An 18820-nucleotide genomic window follows, 5' to 3' on the forward strand; every position below is an offset into this window, starting at 1 on the left:
CGGCGGCTCGCCCCCGGTCCCTAGTCGACCGGCGGGGGAGTCACCGGGTCGGTCTCGTCGATCGTGCCCGGCGTGGGCTCCGTGCCCGTCGCGGTCTCGGGCGCCGGCTCCGGGGCCGGCGTGTTCGTCGCGGCCGGGGGCGTGGGGGTGTTCCGCGAGGCGGTCGTCCCGGCGGTCGAGGTGCGACGGGAGTCGTTCGACCGGGTGGCGGTGCCCTGGGGAGCGGCGTCGACGCCGCGGCCGGCGTACTGCGGGTCGGCCGGCGGGAACTCGGCGGTCGGCTGGCCGTCGAGGATCGGCAGCATCGCGGCGCGCCAGATGCCCGCCGGCAGGCCACCGCCGTAGCTGCCCACGTCGTTGGTGTCCTGCGGGCGGAACACCATGACGCTGGCGGTGTACTCGGGGGTCGACCCGACGAAGGTCACCGAGTCGCGCTCGTTCACCGTGCCGGTCTTGCCGGCGATCTGGTGGCCGGGGATGTAGGCGCGCGGGGCGGTCTGCAGCCGGTTCCCCGGCTCGACGTCCTTACGCAGCATCTGGTTGAGCGTGTGGGCGAGGCCGGGCTCGAGCACCTGCTCGCAGGTGTTCTCCGTGACGACCGGCTCGCCGTCCTCACCGGTGAAGGGCTCCCCGTTCGGGGTGGTGATCGCCACGACCGGCGTCGGGTCGCACCGCACGCCCCCGGATGCGATCGTCGCGTAGGCGTTGGCCAGGTCCAGCGGGCTGACGCCGTCGGTGCCGTAGGCGAACGACGGGCGGTTCTCGTCGATGATCGTCTGGGCCGGGGTCTGGGTCACCGAGTAGTCGAAGGTCATGCCCAGCCGCTGCGCCATCTCGACGGCCGGCTCGATGGACCCGAGCGCGTCCTCCAGCGCCAGGAAGTAGGTGTTGGAGGACATGTACAGGGCCTGGGTCATGGTGAGGGTCCGCGGGTAGGAGCTGCCCACGTTGCCGATCGAGTAGGGCTCGATCTTCCTCGTCTCCGGGTTGTAGGTCTCGTAGACCCGGGAGGTGTACGGCTCGCTCGTGGTGATGGTGTGGCTGGCCGGGAGCCCCTTCTCCAGGGCGGCGGCGGCGACGAAGGTCTTGAAGGTCGAGCCGGAGCCCTTGGTCGGGACGACGGCGAAGTTCACCGACTCGCACTCGGGGGCGTCGCAGCCGTAGCGGCGGTTCACGCTCATCGCGAGCACGTGCCCGGTCCCCGGCTCGATCGCGTCGAAGACGCCGACGGTCTCGGCGCCCATGGCCACGGTGTCCAGCACGGCCTGGTCGCCGGCGACCTGCATGTCCGGGCGCAGGGTGGTCTGGATGGTCAGCCCGCCCTTGTTCAGGTCGGCCTGGGTCAGGCCCAGCGTGCCGATCAGGTACTGCTGGACGTAGGCGCAGAAGAACCCGCCGATCGACGCGTCGATGCAGCCGTTGGCCGGCGCCTGGCCGGGGGCGACCTGGACCGGCTGGGCCGAGATGTCGGCCAGTTCCTGCTCGGTGATGTGGCCGAGGTCGTACATGCGCTGCAGCACCTGGTTGCGCCGGATCTGCGCGTTCTCCGGGTTGTTGATCGGCTCGTCGTAGAACGGGCTCTGCACCAGGCCGGCGAGCATGGCCGCCTGCGGGAGGGTGAGGTCGGCGGCGCTGACGCTGAAGTAGCGCTGGGCCGCGGCCTCGATGCCGTAGGCGCCCTGGCCGAAGTAGACCAGGTTCAGGTAGCGGGTGAGGATCTCGTCCTTGGAGTACGTCTCCTCCAGGGCGAGGGCGAGGCGCGCCTCGCGCAGCTTGCGGCCCACGTTCTCCGCGTCGGCGGCCTCCCGGGCCTCGGGCGTGGTCGCCGTCTGCAGCAGGGTCTGCTTCACCAGCTGCTGGGTGAGCGTCGAGCCACCCTCCTGCACCTCGCCCGCGGCGAGGTTCTTCATCAGCGCGCGGACGGTGCCCTGGACGTCGACGCCGTTGTGGTCGTAGAACCGCGAGTCCTCGATGTCGACCAGCGCCTGCTTCATGACCTCGGCGATCTGGTCCGACGTCACCGGCATGCGGTTGTTCTCGTAGAAGTTCGTGATCAGCTGCCCGTCGGCGGCCAGCACCCGGGTGACGCCGGCGGGCGTCTCGTCGGTGAGCTCCACCGGCAGCGCGTCCAGCAGCGATACGGAGTTGCGTGCCGCCAGCCCGGTCCCGCCGATCCAGGGCAGCATGAGGCCCGCCAGGAGCGCGCCGGCGACGACGATCGTCCCGGCGAGCTTGGCGAGCAGACGGGTCTGGGCGCGCGCGTTCTCCGACATCGCGGCCAGGGTACGTCGGGTGACGGTGCGGGGGAGTGGCGCTCAGCCGCGGCGCGCGGGGAGGACGCGTGTCCTCGGCGTGCCTGTCGGCGTGTCGCCGTCGGCGCCGGTGAGCGCCTCGGCCATCACCCGCAGCCCGGCCAGGTCGTGCACGTCCCCGGCCGCGGCCGGGACCGTCCGCACCGCGACGTCGGGGTGGGCGCTGGTGAACCGGTCCGCCAGGTGCTGCTCCCGCCCCGCCTGCTGCATGCGCTCGGCGTGCACCCGCAGCGCCGCCGCCCCCAGCGCGGCCGCCTCGCCACCGGTCTCCGCGACCGTCTCCGCGGCGCCCTCCGCGCGGGTCGCGGAGAGCGATGTCGTCGCCGGGGGGTGGGTGCGGTTGAGGACCAGCCCGGCCAGCGGCATGCCCTCGGCGGAGAGCCGGTCGACGAAGTAGGACGCCTCGCGCAGCGCGTCCGGCTCGGGGGCGGCGACCACCACGAACGAGGTGCCCGGACGGCGCAGCAGCTCGTAGGTCGCCGTCGCCCGCTCGCGGAAGCCGCCGAACATGGTGTCCAGCGCGGCGACGAACGCGGAGATGTCGCGTAGCAGCTGGCCGCCCAGGATCTTGCTGACGATCCGGCTGAACAGCAGGAATCCGGCGCTGGCGAACTTGAAGCCGGCCCGGCTCGGCGCCATGAGCAGCCGGATCATCGTGCCGTCGAGGAAGCGGCTCATGCGGTTGGGGGCGTCGAGGAAGTCCAGCGCCGAGCGCGACGGGGGCGTGTCGACGATGACCAGGTCCCACTGCTCGCTGGCCCGCAGCTGGCCCAGCTTCTCCATCGCCATGTACTCCTGCGTGCCGGCGAAGGAGGAGGAGAGCGCCTGGTAGAAGGGGTTGTCCAGGATCGCCTGCGCCCGCTCGGGCGTGGAGTGAGCGGCGACGATGTCGTCGAAGGTCCGCTTCATGTCCAGCATCATGGCGTGCAGCTCGCCCGGTGCACCGGGGACGTCGACCCGCCGTGGCTCGTTGTCCAGCTCCACCAGGCCGAGCGACTGCGCGAGCCGCCGGGCGGGGTCGATCGTGAGCACGACGACGGTGCGCCCGGCCTCGGCCGCGGCGAGCGCGAGGGCTGCCGACGTCGTCGTCTTGCCCACCCCGCCGGCGCCGCAGCAGACGATGATGCGGGTCTCCCGGTCGGCGATGAGGGCGTCGAGGTCCATCGCCGGTGCCTGCCGCGTCGCGCGGGTGCGCGGCTCCGTGCTCGTGTCGGCGGCCATCAGCGGGTGACCTCCGCGCGCAGGTGCTCCTCGAGCCGGCCGGCCAGCTCGAACAGGCAGCCCAGGTCCACCGGGCCGGTCAGCAGCGGCAGCTCCACGGTGGGGCGCTCCAGCGCGGAGACCTGGTGGCGCAGCGCGTCCTGCGAGGTCCAGCGGCGGGCGTGCTCCACCACCTCAGCGGCCAGGGCGTCGGCGAGGTCCGGCCCGCCGCGGAGCTGCGCCGTGGCCAGGGCGGGGGCGAGGTCCGCGCCGGTCAGCTCGCCGGCGGCCGCCCGGGCGAGCGCCGGGGCCGGCAGTACCGGCTCGGCGGCCATGTTGACGATGACGGAGCCGATCGGCAGCCCGGCGGCCTGCAGCTCGGCGATGGCGTCGGCGGTCTCCTGCACCGGCATGTCCTCCAGGATGGTCACCAGGTGGACGGCCGTCTGCGGGGAGCGCAGCACCGCCATGACCCCGTCGCTCTGGGTCTTGATCGGGCCCGACCGGGCCAGCTGGGACATCTCTCCGGTGACGCCGAGGAACCGGGTGATCCGCCCGGTGGGCGGCGCGTCGACGACGACGGCGTCGTAGACCTGCCGGCCGTCCTTGCGGCGGGTGACCGCCTCCTTGATCTTCCCGGTGATCAGCACGTCGCGCAGCCCCGGGGCGATCGCGGTGGCGAAGTCGATGGCGCCCATCTTGCGCAGCGCCCGGCCGGCGCGACGGAGGTTGTAGAACATGTCGAGGTAGTCGAGGAGGGCCTCCTCGACGTCGATCGCCAGCGCCTTCACCTCGCCGCCGCCGCGCGCGACGGCGACCCGGCGCTCCTCGTACGGCAGCGGTGCGGTGTCGAACAGCTGGGCGACGCCCTGCCGGCCCTCGGTCTCCACCAGCAGCACCGAGCGCCCGTCGGCGGCCAGGGCCAGGGCGAGGGCGGCGGCGACGGTGGTCTTGCCCGTGCCTCCCTTGCCGGTGACCACGTGCAGGCGCGCGGGCGACAGTTCGGAGGGCACGGGCCCAGCGTAGGAGCTGAACAGCAGGTCGGCCCGGTGCGGAGCCGGCGGACGACGGCGGTGATGCCCACCGCGGCCCGCGGCTGCAGTAGCGTCGCGCCCATGAGCGAAGCCGCCCGCCAGAAGTGGGAGTACGCGACCATCCCCCTGCTGGTCCACAACACCAAGGCGATCCTCGACTCCTGGGGCGTCGACGGGTGGGAGCTCGTGACGGTGCTCCCGGGTCCCGGCGGGGCCGAGCAGCTGGTCGCCTACCTCAAGCGCCCGGTATGACCGCCGCCCCCGATCCGGCCCCGAGCTGGCACGCCCGGCTCGCCGAGCTCGGCATCCGCCTGCCGCCGGTGGCCGCGCCGGTCGCCGCCTACGTCCCGGCGGTGCGCGCCGGCTCGCTGGTGTTCACCTCCGGCCAGCTGCCCTTCGTCGACGGCGGGCTGCGCCGCACCGGCAAGGTGGGCGGCTCCGTCGACGCCGAGGCGGCCGCGGCGGACGCCAAGGTCTGCGCCCTCAACGCGCTCGCCGCCGTCGACGACCTCGTCGGGCTGGACTCGGTCGCCCGCGTCGTGCGCGTCGTGGGCTACGTGGCCAGCGTCGAGGGCTTCACCGGTCAGCCGCGGGTGGTCAACGGCGCCAGCGAGCTGCTGGGCCGGATCTTCGGCGAGGCGGGGAAGCACGCCCGCAGCGCGGTGGGGGTGGCCGAGCTGCCGCTGGGCGCCCCCGTGGAGGTCGAGCTCACCGTCGAACTGCGGTGAGTGCTGAGCCGAAGCAGGCGGCCACGGTCCTGTTGCTGCGGGACGGGGCGCCCGGGCTCGAGGTCTACCTGCTCCGCCGGACCAAGGGCATGCCCTTCGCCGGCGGGATGACCGCCTACCCCGGCGGCGGCGTCGACCCCCGGGACGGGGACACCGAGATCGGCTGGACCGGTCCGGCGCCCGAGCAGTGGGCGACGGCGTTCGGGTGCGACGAGCGCACGGCCCGCGAGCTGGTGTGCGCCGCGGTGCGCGAGACGTTCGAGGAGGCCGGCGTGCTGCTGGCCGGGCTGCCCGACGGGACCGTCGTCCCGGACGTCTCCGGGAACGACTGGGAGGAGCAGCGCCAGGCGCTGCTCAGCCGGCAGCTCTCCCTGGCCGGGCTGCTGGCCGATCGCGGCCTCGTGCTCCGGTCGGACCTGCTGCGCCCCTTCGCGCACTGGATCACCCCGCCGGTGGAGCCCCGGCGCTACGACACCAAGTTCTTCGCCGCGGCGCTGCCGGTCGGCCAGGAGGCGCGGGACGTCTCCGGCGAGGCCGACGAGGCCGCCTGGCTGCCCCCGGCCGCGGCGCTGGCCGAGCTGGACGCCGGCACCCGGCCGATGCTGCCGCCGACGTCGCACACCCTCGGCCAGCTGATCGCCTTCCCGGACGTCGCCGCCGCCCTGGCCGGCTCCCCGCCGGACCCGTTGCACCCGATCAGCCCGCGGTTCGAGGAGACCCCCGAGGGCCGCTGGGCCGTCCTCCCCGACGGCACCCGCATCCGCCTGGCGGTGCCGCTCCCTTCGTGATCCTCCGGATCACACCGCGGCCAGGTGCCGTCCCGGCTGCCGCTGAGCCGTTGAGTCGTGCCTGCGCGGACCCTCCGGGCCCACTCGGCACGACACCGCGGCCAGGCGCCGTCCCGGCTGCGCCGAGCGGGGCGGACGCAGCCGTCGAACCCGAGAGGCCCGGAACCGCAACGGTTCCGGGCCTCTCGGGTTCGACGTGCGTGCGACGTCAGCGCGCGCGGCGGCGCAGGCGCTCCTCGTCGAGGACGACGACGGACTTGCCCTGCAGCTGGATCCAGCCGCGGTGCACGAAGTCGGCCAGCGCCTTGTTCACCGTCTCGCGCGAGGCACCGACCAGCTGGGCCAGCTCCTCCTGGGTGAGGTCGTGCTTGACCCGCAGCCCGTCGGAGTCGCGGCTGCCGAAGCGGTCGGCCATCTGCAGCAGCGCCTTGGCCACGCGGCCGGGGACGTCGGTGAAGATCAGGTCGGCGACGGAGTCGTTGGTACGGCGCAGGCGGCGGGCCAGCACGCGCAGCAGCTGCTCGCCGATCTCCGGGTGCGCCTCGATCCACGGCAGCAGCACCGACTGCGGCATGCGGGCCAGCTTCACGTCGGTGACCGCGGTCGCGGTGGCGGTGCGCGGGCCCGGGTCGAAGACCGACAGCTCGCCGAACTGGTCGGACGGGCCCATGACCGCGAGCACGTTCTCCCGCCCGTCGGGCGAGCGGCGGGAGAGCTTGATCTTGCCGGTCATGACGATGTAGAGGCTGTCGCCCGGCTCACCCTCGTTGAAGACCACCCGGCCCCGGGGGAGCGTGGTCGTCTCGAGTCGGCTGATGACGGGGTCCACCGCGTCCTCGGAGAGCCCCTGGAAGAGCCCCGACTGAGCCAGCACCTCGTCCACTGCACGTCCTCTCACACTGTCTGCAGGACGCAGGGATGCCCGCGCCCGGAGCGAGTCTAGGCGTCTGTGCGGTCGGTCACCCGTTCGGTGGGCCGGGAGCTCCCCCGTCGGAGCGATAGACGGCGCTCACGGCGCGTCGCGGGCTCAGACCATCGGGGGGTTCTCGGACCGCCGACGGCCACCGCTGCGGCGGCGGCGCCAGCGGGACAGCGCCCGCCGGAGACCCGAGCTGGCGAGGGTGCTCACCTCGCCCGGCGTCGCCGTGTTCAGGAACTCGCTGACCTCGCGGGGGGACGCCGGACGGCGGAGGGGTTCCTCGACCCGCTCCATGACCAGCAGGAACGCGATCAGCAGCGGTGGGAACAGGATGACACTGAGGGCGACCATCCCGACCTCCTCTGCGTCGTCGGCGGAACCGGGGGGAGCGGTCCGGCCTCCATGGTGGCACGGCAGAAGAGGGTCGGCAGGGCCGCCTACCCTCGACCGCGTGTCCGCACCCGCGTCCCCACCGGCCTACGCGCGCCCCACCCGGGCCCGCCGCCCCACCCGCGCGGCGCTCACCGGCGCCTCTCCGTTCGACCCGGGCGAGACGCCGCTGGGCCGGACCCGCCGCGCGCGGCGGATGGCCCGCGAGCTGGCGGTGATCCACCCCGACGCCCACTGCGAGCTGGACTTCACCAACGCCTTCGAGCTGCTGGTCGCCACCGTCCTCTCGGCGCAGACCACCGACAAGATGGTCAACAAGGTGACGCCGACGCTCTTCGCGAGGTACCCGGACGCGGTCGCCCTCGCCGGTGCGGACCGCGAGGAGCTCGAGGCCGTCCTCAAGCCCACCGGCTTCTTCCGGGCCAAGGCGAACTCGGTGCTGGGCCTGAGCCAGGCACTGGTCGAGCGCTTCGACGGCGAGGTGCCGGCCCGGATGGCCGACCTGGTCACCCTGCCGGGGGTCGGCCGCAAGACGGCGAACGTCGTCCTCGGCAACGCCTTCGGCGTCCCGGGGCTGACGGTCGACACCCACTTCGGCCGGCTCGTGCGCCGGTTCGGCTGGACCGCGGAGGAGGACCCGGTCAAGGTCGAGGCCGAGGTCGCGCAGCTGGTGCCGAAGAAGGAGTGGACCGACTTCAGCCACCGGGTGATCTTCCACGGGCGGCGGGTGTGCCACGCCAAGAAGGCCGCCTGCGGCGCGTGCGGGCTGGCGCAGTGGTGCCCGTCGTTCGGCATCGGCCCGGTCGACCCGGAGGTCGCGCTGGCGCTCGTGAAGACCCCGTCCGCGTCGGACACCCTGTGATGCGTCGGGTCCTGCCGCTGCTCGGCCTGGTCGCCGCCGTCCTGCTCGGCGGCTGCACCGCCGGCGACGAGGGGACCGCGGGCGACGACGGCACCGCCGCGGCGCCGTCCACCGCCGCGCCGGGCGCCGCGCTGGTCGCCTGCCCCGAGCAGCCCGACGCCGAGGCCGCGGGCGCCGAGCGGTTGCCCGCGCTCGCCTTCGACTGCCCCGGCGGCGGTTCGCTCGACCTGGCCCGGGCGCCGGGCACCCCGATGGTCGTCAACCTGTGGGGCAGCTGGTGCCCGCCGTGCCGCGAGGAGATGCCGATCCTGCAGGAGTTCGCCGAGGTCGCCGGTGACCGGGTGCGGGTGGTCGGCGTCATCAGCAAGGACGGGCTGCCGCAGGCGGCGTCGTTCGCCGAGGACGCCGGGGTGACGTTCCCCAGCGCCTTCGACGGCACGGGGGAGCTGATGGCGGAGCTCGGCGTCAACGTGCTGCCGTTCACCTACTTCGTCGACGCCGACGGCGCGCTGGTGCACACCGAGGCGGGCCCGGTCTCCTCGCTCGACGAGCTCCGGGGCCTGGTCGCCGAGCACCTCGGCGTGCAGCTGTGACCGCCGGGCCGGACGTCGACGGGCTCCCGGAGTACCTCCACCGGCTGCTGGACGCCGCCGCCGACCTGCCGCTGCGGCACCGCATGCCGGCGGCCACCGCGACCGCCCGGCGGTCGGCGGTGCTGATCCTGTTCGGCGAGGGCCCGGCCGGCCCCGACGTGCTGCTCATCGAGAAGTCCGCGCACCTGCGCAGCCACGCCGGCCAGCCGGCCTTCCCGGGCGGCGGGGCCGATCCCGGGGACGACTACCCGGTGGGGACGGCGTTGCGCGAGGCGCACGAGGAGGCCGGGATCGACCCGGACGGCGTGCGGGTGCTCGCGACCCTGCAGGAGCTCTACCTGCCGCCGTCGGACCGGCTGGTCGTACCGGTGGTGGGCTGGTGGGACGACCCGCGCGACGTGAGCGTCGGCGATCCGCACGAGGTCGCCCGCGTGGCGCGGGTGCCCCTCGCCGAGCTGGCCGACCCGGGCAACCGGTTCCGGGTGCGGCACCCGTCGGGCTACGTCGGGCCGGCCTTCGCGGTCGCGGACATGCTGGTCTGGGGCTTCACGGCCGGGCTGCTGGAGGCGATCCTCGAGGCGGCCGGCCTCGCCCGCCCCTGGGACGAGCGTGACGTCCGGCCGATCCCCGCGTCGATGCTGCGGCCCTACACCCTGCCGGGTTCCGGGGACGGCGACGAGGCAGGGGACGCCGCCGCGCCGACGGTGGCCGATCCCGCGCCCGACGGCGCCCCGACGCGTACGGTTCGGCCCCGATGAGCGCGTGGATGTGGCAGCGGGCCGCCGCGGTCGGCGTCGGGGCCGCCCTGGTCGCCGGCGTGCTGACCGGCTGCGGGGGCACCGAGGAAGCGGCGCCGACGGCACCGTCCACCGAGGGCCTGGGTGAGGTGACCGTCGCGGCCGACGGCGTCCAGGAGGTCACCGTCGAGACCAGGGACGACTACGAGTTCTACCCCGACCGGTTCACCGTCGACCCCGGGCAGGTGCGGCTCACGGTGGTCAACGCCGCCGAGCAGATGACCCACAACCTCGAGTACACCGACGACGAGCTGCCGGCCCCGATCGACGCCGGCATCGCTTTCCTCGCCCCCGGGCAGGAGGAGACCATCGAGTTCGAGGTGACGACGCCGGGGGAGTACCCGTTCGCCTGCACCTTCCACCTGCAGCTCGGGCAGGTGGGCACGATGACGGTCCGCGAGTAGCCGGCGGTGTCCATCGTCGACCTGGTCCTGATCGTCCTCGCCCTGCTGTTCGCGCTCTCCGGTTTCCGCCAGGGGCTGCTCGTCTCGGCCACCTCGATCCTCGGCTTCCTGGGCGGCGCCGTGCTCGGCGCGCAGCTGGCGGGGCCGGTGGCCGACCGGATCGACGGGTCCAGCGTCACGCGGGTCTTCGCCGCGCTGGTCGTGGTGCTGGCCGCGGCGCTCCTGGGCCAGATCCTGGCCGGCGCGGTGGGGCGGGCGGTGCGCTCCCGGGTCACCTGGGAGCCGGCCAAGATGGTCGACTCGGTCGCCGGTGCGGTGGTGTCGGCGGCGTCGGTGCTGCTGGTCGCCTGGATGGTGGCCTCGCCCCTGGCCAGCTCGCCGTTCCCGCAGGTGGCCAGCCAGGTCCGGCAGTCGGCGCTGGTTCAGGCCGTCGACCGGGCGGTGCCCGACGCGGTCCGCGCCGTCTACGAGGACCTCCGCGAGGCCATCGACCGGCGCGGGCTGCCCGACGTCCTCGGTCCGCTGACCCCGACCGATGCCCGTGCCGTCCCGGCGCCGGACCCGGAGCTGCGGAACAGCGAGGTGGTCACCTCGGTCGAGGGATCGGTGGTCAAGATCCGTGGCGTCGCCCCGTCCTGCTCCCGGCAGATCGACGGGTCGGGCTTCGTCTACGCCCCGGAGCGGGTCATGACCAACGCCCACGTGCTGGCCGGCGTCACCGACCCGGTCGTCCTCGCGGAGGGCGAGGAGTACGACGCCGTCCCCGTCCTGGTCGACGAGGAGATCGACGTGGCGGTGCTCGCGGTGCCGGGCCTGCCGCAGGTGCCGCTGCGCTTCACGTCGCTGCCGGCCGACTCGGGCGACGACGCGATCATCATGGGCTACCCCGGGGGTGGCCCCTTCTACGTCGGCCCGGCCCGCGTCCGGGACCGCGGCGAGATCAGCGGACCCGACTTCCGGAACACGCAGACCGTCGTCCGCGACGTGTACGCCCTCTACGGCCAGGTGCGCGCCGGCAACTCCGGTGGCCCGCTGTTCGCGCCCGACGGCAGCGTCCTCGGCGTCGTCTTCGCCTCGGCGATCGACGACCCGGACACCGGCTACGCGCTCACCGGCCCGCAGGTGGCCGAGGCGGCGGCGCAGGGCAGCCGGTCCCTGGCCGAGGTCGGTACCGGCCCCTGCGAGTAGCCGGGCCGGGCCGGCACGTCGGCTAGCGGCCGGCCCAGTCCGCGACGGCCCGGCTGACCGTGGCCGGGACCTCCTCCTGCGGGAAGTGGCCGATCCCGGGCAGCTCGCGCCACTCGTAGGCGCCTGCGACGTACCGGCCGGACCCCCGGGCCGTCTCCGGCAGCACGTACGGGTCCAGCGCGCCGTGCAGCTGCAGCGTCGGCGCGGTGATCGGCGCCGCCATCCGGCGTGCGTAACGGAGGCCGTCGGGCCGCACCTGCGACCGGCCGGCCCACCGGTAGTACTCCATCGCGCCGTAGGCGGCCTGCGGGATGCGCGCCGCCGAGCGGTACCGGTCCACGGCGGCGGCGAAGTCGGCGGTGCGGGCCCAGTCCGGGCCGGCCCAGCGCTGCATCAGGTCGGCCACCGGGTCGTCGTCCGGGCGGGTCAGCCGGCGCTCGGGCAGCCGCGGCACCTGGAAGCCGAGGGCGTGCCGCAGCGCCCGGCGCTGCCGGCGCCGGGCCATCCCGGCGCGCAGCAGCCGGGGGTGGGCCATCGAGACGACGACGAGCCGCCGCACCACCCGGGGGTGGAGGGCGGCCATCGTCCAGCCCAGCAGACCGCCCCAGTCGTGGCCGACCACCACGGCCTCGCGCTCCCCGAGCGCCCGCACCAGCGCTGCGACGTCGGCGGAGAGGGTGGGCAGGTCGTACCCGCGGGGCGGCTTGTCGCTGGCCCCGTAGCCGCGCAGGTCCGGCGCCACCGCGTGGAAGCCGGCGTCGGCCAGGGCGGTCAGCTGCGCGCGCCACGTCCACCAGAACTGCGGGAAGCCGTGCAGCAGCAGGACCAGCGGCCCCTCGCCGGCCTCCGCCGCGTGCAGGCGCACGCCGTTGGCGGAGATGTCGCGGTGGGTCCAGGGGCCCGGGAGCAGGACGCTCGTGGCGTCGGGACGGCCGTCCGGGGGGACGGTCACCGGCCTCAGACCCGGTAGGGCTCGTTGGTGCGCAGCTCGACCTTGCCGCCGCTGACGACCGGGACCTCGCGGTGCCGGGCACCGGGGGCCTCGCGGTGCATGACGTCGGGCAGCTCGCGCAGCGACTCCATCGTCCGCTCGGGCTTCTCGATCTTCTTGATCATCTTCTTGCCCACCAGCGCCGCGATGCCGGCCAGCGCGATCAGCAGCAGGAAGACGATGGCGTAGGAGATCCACCGGGCCAGGCCCAGCCAGGTGAGGAACTCGGCCAGGGCGATGAAGAAGAAGATGCCGGCGAAGGCGGCGAAGACGCCGGCCGCGGCGAACGAGGCGGCGCCGATGCCACCCTTCTTCGCCGACGCCCCGATCTCGGCCTTGGCGAGCTCGATCTCGTTGCGCACCAGCGTCGAGACGTCGGCCATCGCACTCTGCACGAGCGTGCCGATGGAGGGCTCGACGGCTGCGCTGGCTCCGTCGGGGCGGGTCGACGACACACTGTGGGCCACGGGTGGCTCCTCCTTCGGTCCTGCGTTCGGGGCTCCCGACGCGTACGGCGGATGCACTCCTGGTCACCGGAATCGTGCCCCACGACGGCCGGTCCCGCCCTCCCGGCTCCCCCGACGGGGGCGTGGGCGCCCTCGTGCCCGGCTCCCCGCGCGGGCGGGGAGCCGGGCCGGAGGCCGGCTACTCGGCCGGAGCGGCCGGCAGCTTGTCCTTGATCATGTTCATCACCGAGGAGTCGGTGAGCGTGGTGACGTCGCCCAGCTCGCGGTTCTCGGCGATGTCGCGCAGCAGCCGGCGCATGATCTTCCCGGACCGGGTCTTGGGCAGCTCCTGCACCACCATGATCTGGCGCGGCTTGGCGATCGGGCCGATGTCGCGGGCGACGTGCGTGCGCAGGGTCTGCACCAGCTCCTCGCCGGAGTCCTCGGCGTTCCCGCGGAGGATGACGAAGGCGACGATGCCCTGCCCGGTGGTCGGATCGCTGGCGCCGACGACGGCGGCCTCGGCGACCGTCGGGTGCCCGACCAGCGAGGACTCCACCTCGGTGGTGGAGATGCGGTGGCCGGACACGTTCATGACGTCGTCGACCCGGCCGAGCAGCCAGATGTTGCCCTCGGCGTCCTTCTTGGCGCCGTCGCCGGCGAAGTAGACGTTCTTCCCGAAGCGGGACCAGTAGGTGTCGACGTACCGGTCGTCGTCCCCCCAGATGGTGCGGAGCATCGCCGGCCACGGCTCGGTGAGCACGAGCAGACCGGTGGAGTCGTCGGTGAGCTCGGTGCCCTCGTCGTCGACCACCTTCGCCGAGATGCCCGGGAAGGGGTGCTGCGCCGAGCCCGGGGTCAGGCTGGTGACCCCCGGCAGCGGGGTGAGCATGTGCCCGCCGGTCTCGGTCTGCCACCAGGTGTCCATGATCGGGCAGCGGCCGCCCCCGATGTGCTCGTGGTACCAGAGCCAGGCCTCGGGGTTGATCGGCTCGCCGACCGAGCCGAGCAGCCGCAGCGAGGAGAGGTCGAAGCCGGCCGGGACGTCCTCGCCCCACTTCATGAACGTGCGGATGACCGTCGGCGCGGTGTACAGGATCGTGACGCCGTACTTCTGGATCAGCTCGAACCAGCGGCCGCGGTGCGGGGTCTCCGGCGTCCCCTCGTACATGACCGAGGTGGCCCGGTTGGCCAGCGGGCCGTAGACGATGTAGCTGTGCCCGGTGACCCAGCCGACGTCGGCGGCGGTCCAGAAGACGTCGGTGTCGGGCTTGAGGTCGAAGGTCGCCCAGTGGGTGTAGGCGACCTGGGTGAGGTAGCCGCCGCTGGTGTGCAGGATGCCCTTCGGCTTCGCCGTCGTCCCCGAGGTGTACATGATGTAGAGCGGGTGCTCGGCGTCGAAGAAGTCGCACTCGTGCTCGGTGGACTGCCGGCCCACGGCGTCGTCCCACCAGAGGTCGCGGCCGTCGGTCCACGCCACCTCCTGCTCGGTCCGCTTGACGACCAGGACGTTGCGGACGCCCGGGCTGCGGTCGACCGCCTCGTCGACCGCCGGCTTGAGCGCGCTGGGCGCGCCCCGGCGGTACCCGCCGTCGGAGGTGATGACCAGGACGGCGCCGGCGTCGTCGAGCCGGCTGGCGAGGGCGTCGGCGGAGAAGCCGCCGAAGACGACCATGTGGACGGCGCCGATGCGGGCGCAGGCCAGCATCGCGATGATCGCCTCGGGGATCATCGGCATGTAGATGGCGACGCGGTCACCGGCGGTGACGCCGAGCTCGGTGAGGGCGTTCGCGGCCCGGCAGACCTCGTCCTTCAGCTGCGCGTAGGTGATCGTCCGGGTGTCGCCGGGCTCGCCCTCCCAGTGGTAGGCGACCTGGTCGCCGTGCCCGTCCTCGACGTGCCGGTCGACGCAGTTGTAGGCCACGTTGAGCTTGCCGCCGACGAACCACTTGGCGAAGGGTGGGTTGCTCCAGTCCAGGACCGTGTCCCACTCCTGCTCCCAGGTCAGCCGGCGCGCCGCGGACTCCCAGAACGCCAGCCGGTCGCGAGCGGCCTCGTCGTAGACGTCGGGGCCGACGTTCGCCTGGGCCGCGAGGGCCTCGGGCGGGTCGAAGCTCCGGCCGTGCACCTGGGTCGTCTCGCTCATGGGGTCCCTCCCGAGTCCGGCGCCGCGTGCCGTCTGCGGCGGTGCAGCGTGTGCCACGACACACCGTATGGCCGTAGCGCCCGGTCGTCTGCCCCACGCGACGTGCGGAGCGACGACCGGCCACACTGACCCGGTGAGCGGTCCGCAGGCGCAGGTCGCCGCCCGCATCCCGGGCGCCGCAGGCCTGGGCCTGGTCGCCCCGGCGGGCGCCGTGGCCGTGCCGGCGGAGCAGCTGGCCGACCCCCGCCGGCTCGGCGAGCTGCTGGCCGCCCGGGCCGCCCGCCAGCGGGCCGGCGACCTCCGGGTGCACGCGACGGTGTGGTGGTACTCGGCCTCGGCGGTGCTCCTCGCCCCGGTGCTGGCGGGCCTGGCCGCGGGGCGTCCGCTGTCGGCCCGTCCCGCGGACACGACCGTGCACCTAGGCCCCGGCGGGCTGCCGGTGGCGGCGGTGTCGGCGGCGGCGGGCGGTGATCCCGCGGCCGGTGTGCGGGAGTGCCTCGAGGTGTTCGTCCCGGCGCTGGCCGAGGCGGGCCGGATGCGGCAGCGGCCGCTGTGGGGCATCGCGGCGGACTCGCTGGCCAACGGGCTGCTGGCGCTCGGCCGTGCGCTGGGCGACGTCCCGGCGGTCACCGCGCTGGCCGCGCCGCTGGCCGCCGCCGTCGGGTTCCCCCTCCCGGGGCCCCGCTACGTCGACGTCGCGGGCGCGCGGTTCACCGCCCGGGTGTCCTGCTGCCTGGTGGACCGGCTGCCCTACGGCCCCACCTGCGCGTCCTGCCCGCGCCGGCCGCCGGCGGAGCGCCGGGTGCTGCTCGAGGACGCCGCGACCCGCCTGCTGCGCTGAGCAGGGCGGGGTGCGTCTCGCCGCGCGGCAGCGTGCGGGAGATGATCGAGGGACCCGGCGATCCCGAGGGAGGTCAGCGATGCCCGTGATGCCTGCCGCGTTCCTCGGCCACGGCAACCCGATGAACGCGCTGGAGAGCAACCGGTACACCGAGGCCTGGCGCGCGTTCGGCCGGTCGGTGCCCCGGCCGCGGGCGATCCTGGTCGTCTCCGCGCACTGGTACGTGCAGGCGACGGCGGTCACCGCGATGCCGCGGCCGCGCACCATCCACGACTTCTTCGGCTTCCCGCGCGAGCTCTTCGACGTCCGGTACGAGCCGCCGGGGCTGCCGGAGCTGTACGAGGAGGTGGCCGACATCGTGCACCCCACCTGGGTGGGGGCCGACCGCGACAGCTGGGGCATCGACCACGGCGCCTGGTCGGTGCTGGCCCACGCGTTCCCGGACGCCGACATCCCGGTCGTGCAGCTGTCGATCAACGCGCTCAAGTCGTTCGACTACCACCTCCAGCTGGGCGCGGCCCTGGCTCCGTTGCGCGAGGACGGTGTGCTGGTGATCGGCAGCGGGAACGTGGTGCACAACCTCGGCGGGGTGAGCCGGGCGCTGCCCGACGCCGGGTTCGACTGGGCGCAGCGGTTCGACGAGGCGGCCAAGGAGTGCATGCTCACCGACCCGACCGACGCCGGTCGCCTCGACGGGCACCGCGACTTCGACCTCGCCGTCCCGACGCCGGACCACTTCCTGCCGCTGCTCTACGTGGCCGGCATGGCGGGGGCCACCGACGCCCCCGTCGACGTGCTGGTCGACGGCTACGCCTACGGCTCGCTGTCGATGACCTCCTACACCGTGGGCATGGATGCCCCCGAGCTGTCGGGGTCCGGCGTCGCGGCGGCCCTGCCGGAGGGGCCACCGCCGGACGGCGCCAACATCTGAGCGGGGGACCGGCGGCCCTCAGCCGGTGGCGGCGGGGCGGTGGGCGTCGGTGATGCGCGGGAACGGGCGGGTGGAGAAGATCGTCTCCACCGGCAGGTCGAAGAACTCCGCGAGGCGGAGCGCCAGGTGCAGGCTGGGGTTGTACTCGCCGCGCTCCAGGTAGCCGACCGTCTGGTAGTGGACCCCCAGGGCGTCGGCCAGCTCCCGCCGGGACACCCCGTGCTCGGCCCGCAGCAGCGCGATCCGGTTGTAGACGGCGTCCCCGGGGCGTTCCCCGGTCACTTGACCCACTGGAGCGCGGCCTCCTTGGCCTGCTGGACCTGGGAGCCCGACTGCCGCCGGGCCATCCGCCGCAGCACCCGCGGCGTGACCAGCATGCCGAACACCGCCCAGGCGGAGAGCACCAGCACGGTCATGCCGGTGCGCCAGGAGTCCCCCAGCTCGACGGTGACCGCGGCGTCGGGCAGGAAGGCCGAGCGCATGCCGAGGCCGATCCAGTAGATCGGGAAGACCTGGGCCACGGTCTGCAGCCAGCCCCACATCGCCTGGATCGGGAAGAAGATCCCCGAGATCGCGCTCAGCACGATGATCGGCAGCATCCCCCAGGTGCCGACCTTCTGGACGCTCGGGACGACCGAGCCGATGATCATGCCGAGCGGCAGGGTGGCCAGCAGGCCGAGCACGACCACCCAGACGACGGTGGCCCAGCCGGCGGCCCCGTTGCTCATGACGTCGTCGAACAGCAGGAAGCTCGGCACCAGGATGACCAGCAGCAGGGGGACCAGCCCGAGCGAGTGGTACAGCAGCTGCCCCGTCACGTACCCCTGCATCCCGTGCGGCAGCGCCTTGTGCCGCAGCAGCGTGCCGTCCTCCCGCTCCATGGCGAGCGCGTACGCGGGGCCGATGACCACGCCGAACGCGATCAGCGCACCGAGGATGCTGGGCAGGGCGAACGTGGGCAGCAGCAGCCCGGTGCCCTCGAGCTCGGTGTCGCGGCTGAACCACAGGTAGGACAGGGTGCCGACCCCCATGAAGAGGTAGAAGCCCTGGTCCTGGGGGCTGCGCAGGCTGAGCACGAATTCCGTCCAGCCGCGCCGCAGGCCGAGGGAGACGGCGTTCCGGGTGGGGTTCATCGGGAGACCTCCGCGAGCTGCGGTGCGGTGCGGTCGCCGGACTCGAACCGCTGGACCATGGCGATGTAGGTGTCCTCGAGGTTCGCCCGGCGGACCTCCAGGTCGGCGATCCGGTCCCCGTGCTGCCGGAACAGGTCGCGGACGAACCGGGTCGGGTCGGCCGTGGCGTGCACGAACCGTTCGCCGTCGCAGGCCCAGCGGACCTCCGCGTTGCCCGCCACCTGGCGGGTGAGGGCATCGGCGCTGCCGTCGGCGACGATCCGGCCGTTGACCAGGATGAGGATCCGGTCGGCCAGCCGCTCGGCCTCGGCCAGGTCGTGCGTCGTGAGCAGGATGCTGGTGCCCTCGAGGTCGGCCAGCCGGTGCACGAGGTCGTGGAAGTCGCGGCGCGCCTGCGGGTCCAGGCCCGCGGTCGGCTCGTCGAGGAAGAGCATCTCCGGCCGGCCGATGATGCCCACCGCGACGTCGAGCCGGCGCCGCTGGCCGCCGGAGAGCGTGCCGATCTTCCGGTCGGCGTTCTCGGTGAGGCCGACGGTGCGCAACAGCCAGTCGACCTCGTAGGGCCGCGGCCGGTCCGCCGTGGCGTAGGGGGAGAAGTAGCCGCCGAGCTGCTCCAGGAGCCGGCGCGGCGTCCAGCGCGCGTGGTCGCGCCACGACTGGAGGACCACGCCGACGCGGGCGCGCCAGGCGTCCCCGCCCTCGGCCGGGTCCTCGCCGAGGACGCGCACCTCGCCGGCGGAGGGCAGCCGGAACCCCTCGAGGATCTCGATGGTCGTCGTCTTGCCGGCGCCGTTGGGGCCGAGCAGGCAGACGACCTCCCCGGCGTGCACGTCGAGGTCCACGCCGCTGAGGACGGCGTGCTCCCCGTAGGTCATCCGCAACCCGCGGACAGAGATCGCCGGCTCGACCGCTGCGCCGTGCTCGGGGGCTGGACTCATCGCGACACCACCTGGACGGGGTTCCCTGCTCGGACGCGGTGATAGTAGGAGTGCTACATCGGCAGTACAAGTACTCAGGCGCGGGATCGTCGCCCCGGCTCGCCGCCGCCGCGCCGTGCGGCACCGACTACCTGTCTGCATGCGGTATCGGTAAACAAATGACAACGGGTAGTCATGAC

General features: G+C 73.9%; 21 protein-coding genes. 10 read left to right on the forward strand and 11 right to left on the reverse strand.

Annotated features, from left to right (window positions below; all coding sequences use genetic code 11):
* Positions 1-20 precede the first annotated feature (20 nt).
* From ACI79T_RS16790 to ACI79T_RS16800, 3 genes are read right to left on the reverse strand one after another with little or no spacing between them, the layout of a single operon-like run.
* The gene (locus ACI79T_RS16790) at positions 21-2273 is read right to left on the reverse strand and encodes a transglycosylase domain-containing protein (protein WP_456611224.1); all 2253 of its coding nucleotides are present in this window, start codon (positions 2271-2273) and stop codon (positions 21-23) included.
* Between the two features lie 42 nt (positions 2274-2315).
* Complete coding sequence (locus tag ACI79T_RS16795) at positions 2316-3533, reverse strand: ArsA family ATPase (protein WP_456611225.1); 1218 nt, start codon at positions 3531-3533, stop codon at positions 2316-2318.
* Positions 3533-4525 carry an ArsA-related P-loop ATPase gene (locus tag ACI79T_RS16800; protein WP_456611226.1) on the reverse strand — a complete coding sequence of 331 codons (993 nt, stop codon included), beginning with the start codon at positions 4523-4525 and terminating at the stop codon, positions 3533-3535. Before ACI79T_RS16800 ends, ACI79T_RS16795 begins: the two co-directional genes overlap by 1 nt.
* Positions 4526-4627: 102 nt before the next feature.
* Between ACI79T_RS16800 and ACI79T_RS16805 the strand changes: the two genes are divergently transcribed.
* From ACI79T_RS16805 to ACI79T_RS16815, 3 genes are read left to right on the forward strand one after another with little or no spacing between them, the layout of a single operon-like run.
* On the forward strand, positions 4628-4798 hold the full coding sequence (locus ACI79T_RS16805) for a hypothetical protein (RefSeq protein WP_456611227.1): 171 nt from the start codon (positions 4628-4630) through the stop codon (positions 4796-4798).
* A complete protein-coding gene (locus tag ACI79T_RS16810) occupies positions 4795-5274 on the forward strand; it encodes a RidA family protein (protein WP_456611228.1) in 480 nt (159 codons plus the stop codon). The genes ACI79T_RS16805 and ACI79T_RS16810 overlap by 4 nt, the downstream gene beginning before the upstream one ends.
* Complete coding sequence (locus ACI79T_RS16815) at positions 5271-6062, forward strand: NUDIX hydrolase (RefSeq protein ID WP_456611229.1); 792 nt, start codon at positions 5271-5273, stop codon at positions 6060-6062. Before ACI79T_RS16810 ends, ACI79T_RS16815 begins: the two co-directional genes overlap by 4 nt.
* Before the next feature lie 208 nt (positions 6063-6270).
* Here the strand turns inward: ACI79T_RS16815 and ACI79T_RS16820 are convergent, their stop codons facing one another.
* Both ACI79T_RS16820 and ACI79T_RS16825 read right to left on the reverse strand, forming a co-directional pair.
* Positions 6271-6945, reverse strand: a complete 675-nt coding sequence (locus tag ACI79T_RS16820; protein WP_456611230.1) for a Crp/Fnr family transcriptional regulator — start codon at positions 6943-6945, stop codon at positions 6271-6273.
* 144 nt (positions 6946-7089) lie between these two features.
* Positions 7090-7332 carry a hypothetical protein gene (locus tag ACI79T_RS16825; protein WP_456611231.1) on the reverse strand — a complete coding sequence of 81 codons (243 nt, stop codon included), beginning with the start codon at positions 7330-7332 and terminating at the stop codon, positions 7090-7092.
* A 100-nt stretch (positions 7333-7432) separates the two neighbouring features.
* Here ACI79T_RS16825 and nth point away from each other — a divergent pair, with 100 nt between their 5' ends.
* The 5 genes from nth to ACI79T_RS16850 are packed head-to-tail and all read left to right on the forward strand — an operon-like array spanning position 7433 to position 11215.
* A complete protein-coding gene (gene nth / locus ACI79T_RS16830) occupies positions 7433-8233 on the forward strand; it encodes an endonuclease III (protein ID WP_456611232.1) in 801 nt (266 codons plus the stop codon).
* A complete protein-coding gene (locus ACI79T_RS16835) occupies positions 8233-8826 on the forward strand; it encodes a TlpA family protein disulfide reductase (RefSeq protein WP_456611233.1) in 594 nt (197 codons plus the stop codon). The genes nth and ACI79T_RS16835 overlap by 1 nt, the downstream gene beginning before the upstream one ends.
* A complete protein-coding gene (locus ACI79T_RS16840; protein WP_456611234.1) occupies positions 8823-9584 on the forward strand; it encodes an NUDIX hydrolase in 762 nt (253 codons plus the stop codon). Before ACI79T_RS16835 ends, ACI79T_RS16840 begins: the two co-directional genes overlap by 4 nt.
* A complete protein-coding gene (locus ACI79T_RS16845) occupies positions 9581-10027 on the forward strand; it encodes a cupredoxin domain-containing protein (protein WP_456611235.1) in 447 nt (148 codons plus the stop codon). The genes ACI79T_RS16840 and ACI79T_RS16845 overlap by 4 nt, the downstream gene beginning before the upstream one ends.
* A 6-nt stretch (positions 10028-10033) precedes the next feature.
* Positions 10034-11215 (forward strand): MarP family serine protease, encoded by a 1182-nt coding sequence (locus tag ACI79T_RS16850; protein WP_456611236.1) that lies wholly within the window; start codon positions 10034-10036, stop codon positions 11213-11215.
* 22 nt (positions 11216-11237) lie between these two features.
* Here ACI79T_RS16850 and ACI79T_RS16855 read toward each other — a convergent pair whose 3' ends face one another.
* The 3 genes from ACI79T_RS16855 to acs form a co-directional block, all read right to left on the reverse strand.
* Complete coding sequence (locus tag ACI79T_RS16855; RefSeq protein ID WP_456611237.1) at positions 11238-12167, reverse strand: alpha/beta fold hydrolase; 930 nt, start codon at positions 12165-12167, stop codon at positions 11238-11240.
* Between the two features lie 5 nt (positions 12168-12172).
* Entirely contained in the window at positions 12173-12673 is a 501-nt protein-coding gene (locus tag ACI79T_RS16860; RefSeq protein WP_456611238.1) for a phage holin family protein, read from the reverse strand.
* 178 nt (positions 12674-12851) lie between these two features.
* The gene (acs, locus tag ACI79T_RS16865; RefSeq protein ID WP_456611239.1) at positions 12852-14798 is read right to left on the reverse strand and encodes an acetate--CoA ligase; all 1947 of its coding nucleotides are present in this window, start codon (positions 14796-14798) and stop codon (positions 12852-12854) included.
* Between the two features lie 133 nt (positions 14799-14931).
* Between acs and ACI79T_RS16870 the strand changes: the two genes are divergently transcribed.
* Positions 14932-15639, forward strand: a complete 708-nt coding sequence (locus tag ACI79T_RS16870; protein WP_456611240.1) for a (2Fe-2S)-binding protein — start codon at positions 14932-14934, stop codon at positions 15637-15639.
* A 79-nt stretch (positions 15640-15718) separates the two neighbouring features.
* Entirely contained in the window at positions 15719-16570 is an 852-nt protein-coding gene (gene ygiD / locus ACI79T_RS16875) for a 4,5-DOPA-extradiol-dioxygenase (RefSeq protein ID WP_456611241.1), read from the forward strand.
* 18 nt (positions 16571-16588) lie between these two features.
* Here ygiD and ACI79T_RS16880 read toward each other — a convergent pair whose 3' ends face one another.
* Genes ACI79T_RS16880 through ACI79T_RS16890 form a run of 3 tightly spaced genes read right to left on the reverse strand, consistent with a single transcriptional unit; the run spans position 16589 to position 18641 of the window.
* Complete coding sequence (locus tag ACI79T_RS16880; RefSeq protein ID WP_456611242.1) at positions 16589-16852, reverse strand: helix-turn-helix transcriptional regulator; 264 nt, start codon at positions 16850-16852, stop codon at positions 16589-16591.
* Entirely contained in the window at positions 16849-17703 is an 855-nt protein-coding gene (locus tag ACI79T_RS16885; protein WP_456611243.1) for an ABC transporter permease, read from the reverse strand. The genes ACI79T_RS16880 and ACI79T_RS16885 overlap by 4 nt, the downstream gene beginning before the upstream one ends.
* Complete coding sequence (locus ACI79T_RS16890; RefSeq protein WP_456611244.1) at positions 17700-18641, reverse strand: ABC transporter ATP-binding protein; 942 nt, start codon at positions 18639-18641, stop codon at positions 17700-17702. Before ACI79T_RS16890 ends, ACI79T_RS16885 begins: the two co-directional genes overlap by 4 nt.
* Positions 18642-18820: the final 179 nt, after the last annotated feature.

The sequence above is a fragment of the Blastococcus sp. SYSU DS0619 genome, assembly GCF_054051035.1.

Coding starts and splice junctions, on each gene's coding strand:
- ACI79T_RS16835 (WP_456611233.1), top strand. CDS start 8,233: ATGCGTCGGGTCCTGCCGCTGCTCGGCCTGGTCGCCGCCGTCCTGCTC.
- ygiD (WP_456611241.1), top strand. CDS start 15,719: ATGCCCGTGATGCCTGCCGCGTTCCTCGGCCACGGCAACCCGATGAAC.
- ACI79T_RS16890 (WP_456611244.1), bottom strand. CDS start 18,641: ATGAGTCCAGCCCCCGAGCACGGCGCAGCGGTCGAGCCGGCGATCTCT.
- acs (WP_456611239.1), bottom strand. CDS start 14,798: ATGAGCGAGACGACCCAGGTGCACGGCCGGAGCTTCGACCCGCCCGAG.
- ACI79T_RS16805 (WP_456611227.1), top strand. CDS start 4,628: ATGAGCGAAGCCGCCCGCCAGAAGTGGGAGTACGCGACCATCCCCCTG.
- ACI79T_RS16885 (WP_456611243.1), bottom strand. CDS start 17,703: ATGAACCCCACCCGGAACGCCGTCTCCCTCGGCCTGCGGCGCGGCTGG.
- ACI79T_RS16810 (WP_456611228.1), top strand. CDS start 4,795: ATGACCGCCGCCCCCGATCCGGCCCCGAGCTGGCACGCCCGGCTCGCC.
- ACI79T_RS16795 (WP_456611225.1), bottom strand. CDS start 3,533: ATGGCCGCCGACACGAGCACGGAGCCGCGCACCCGCGCGACGCGGCAG.
- ACI79T_RS16825 (WP_456611231.1), bottom strand. CDS start 7,332: ATGGTCGCCCTCAGTGTCATCCTGTTCCCACCGCTGCTGATCGCGTTC.
- ACI79T_RS16845 (WP_456611235.1), top strand. CDS start 9,581: ATGAGCGCGTGGATGTGGCAGCGGGCCGCCGCGGTCGGCGTCGGGGCC.
- ACI79T_RS16790 (WP_456611224.1), bottom strand. CDS start 2,273: ATGTCGGAGAACGCGCGCGCCCAGACCCGTCTGCTCGCCAAGCTCGCC.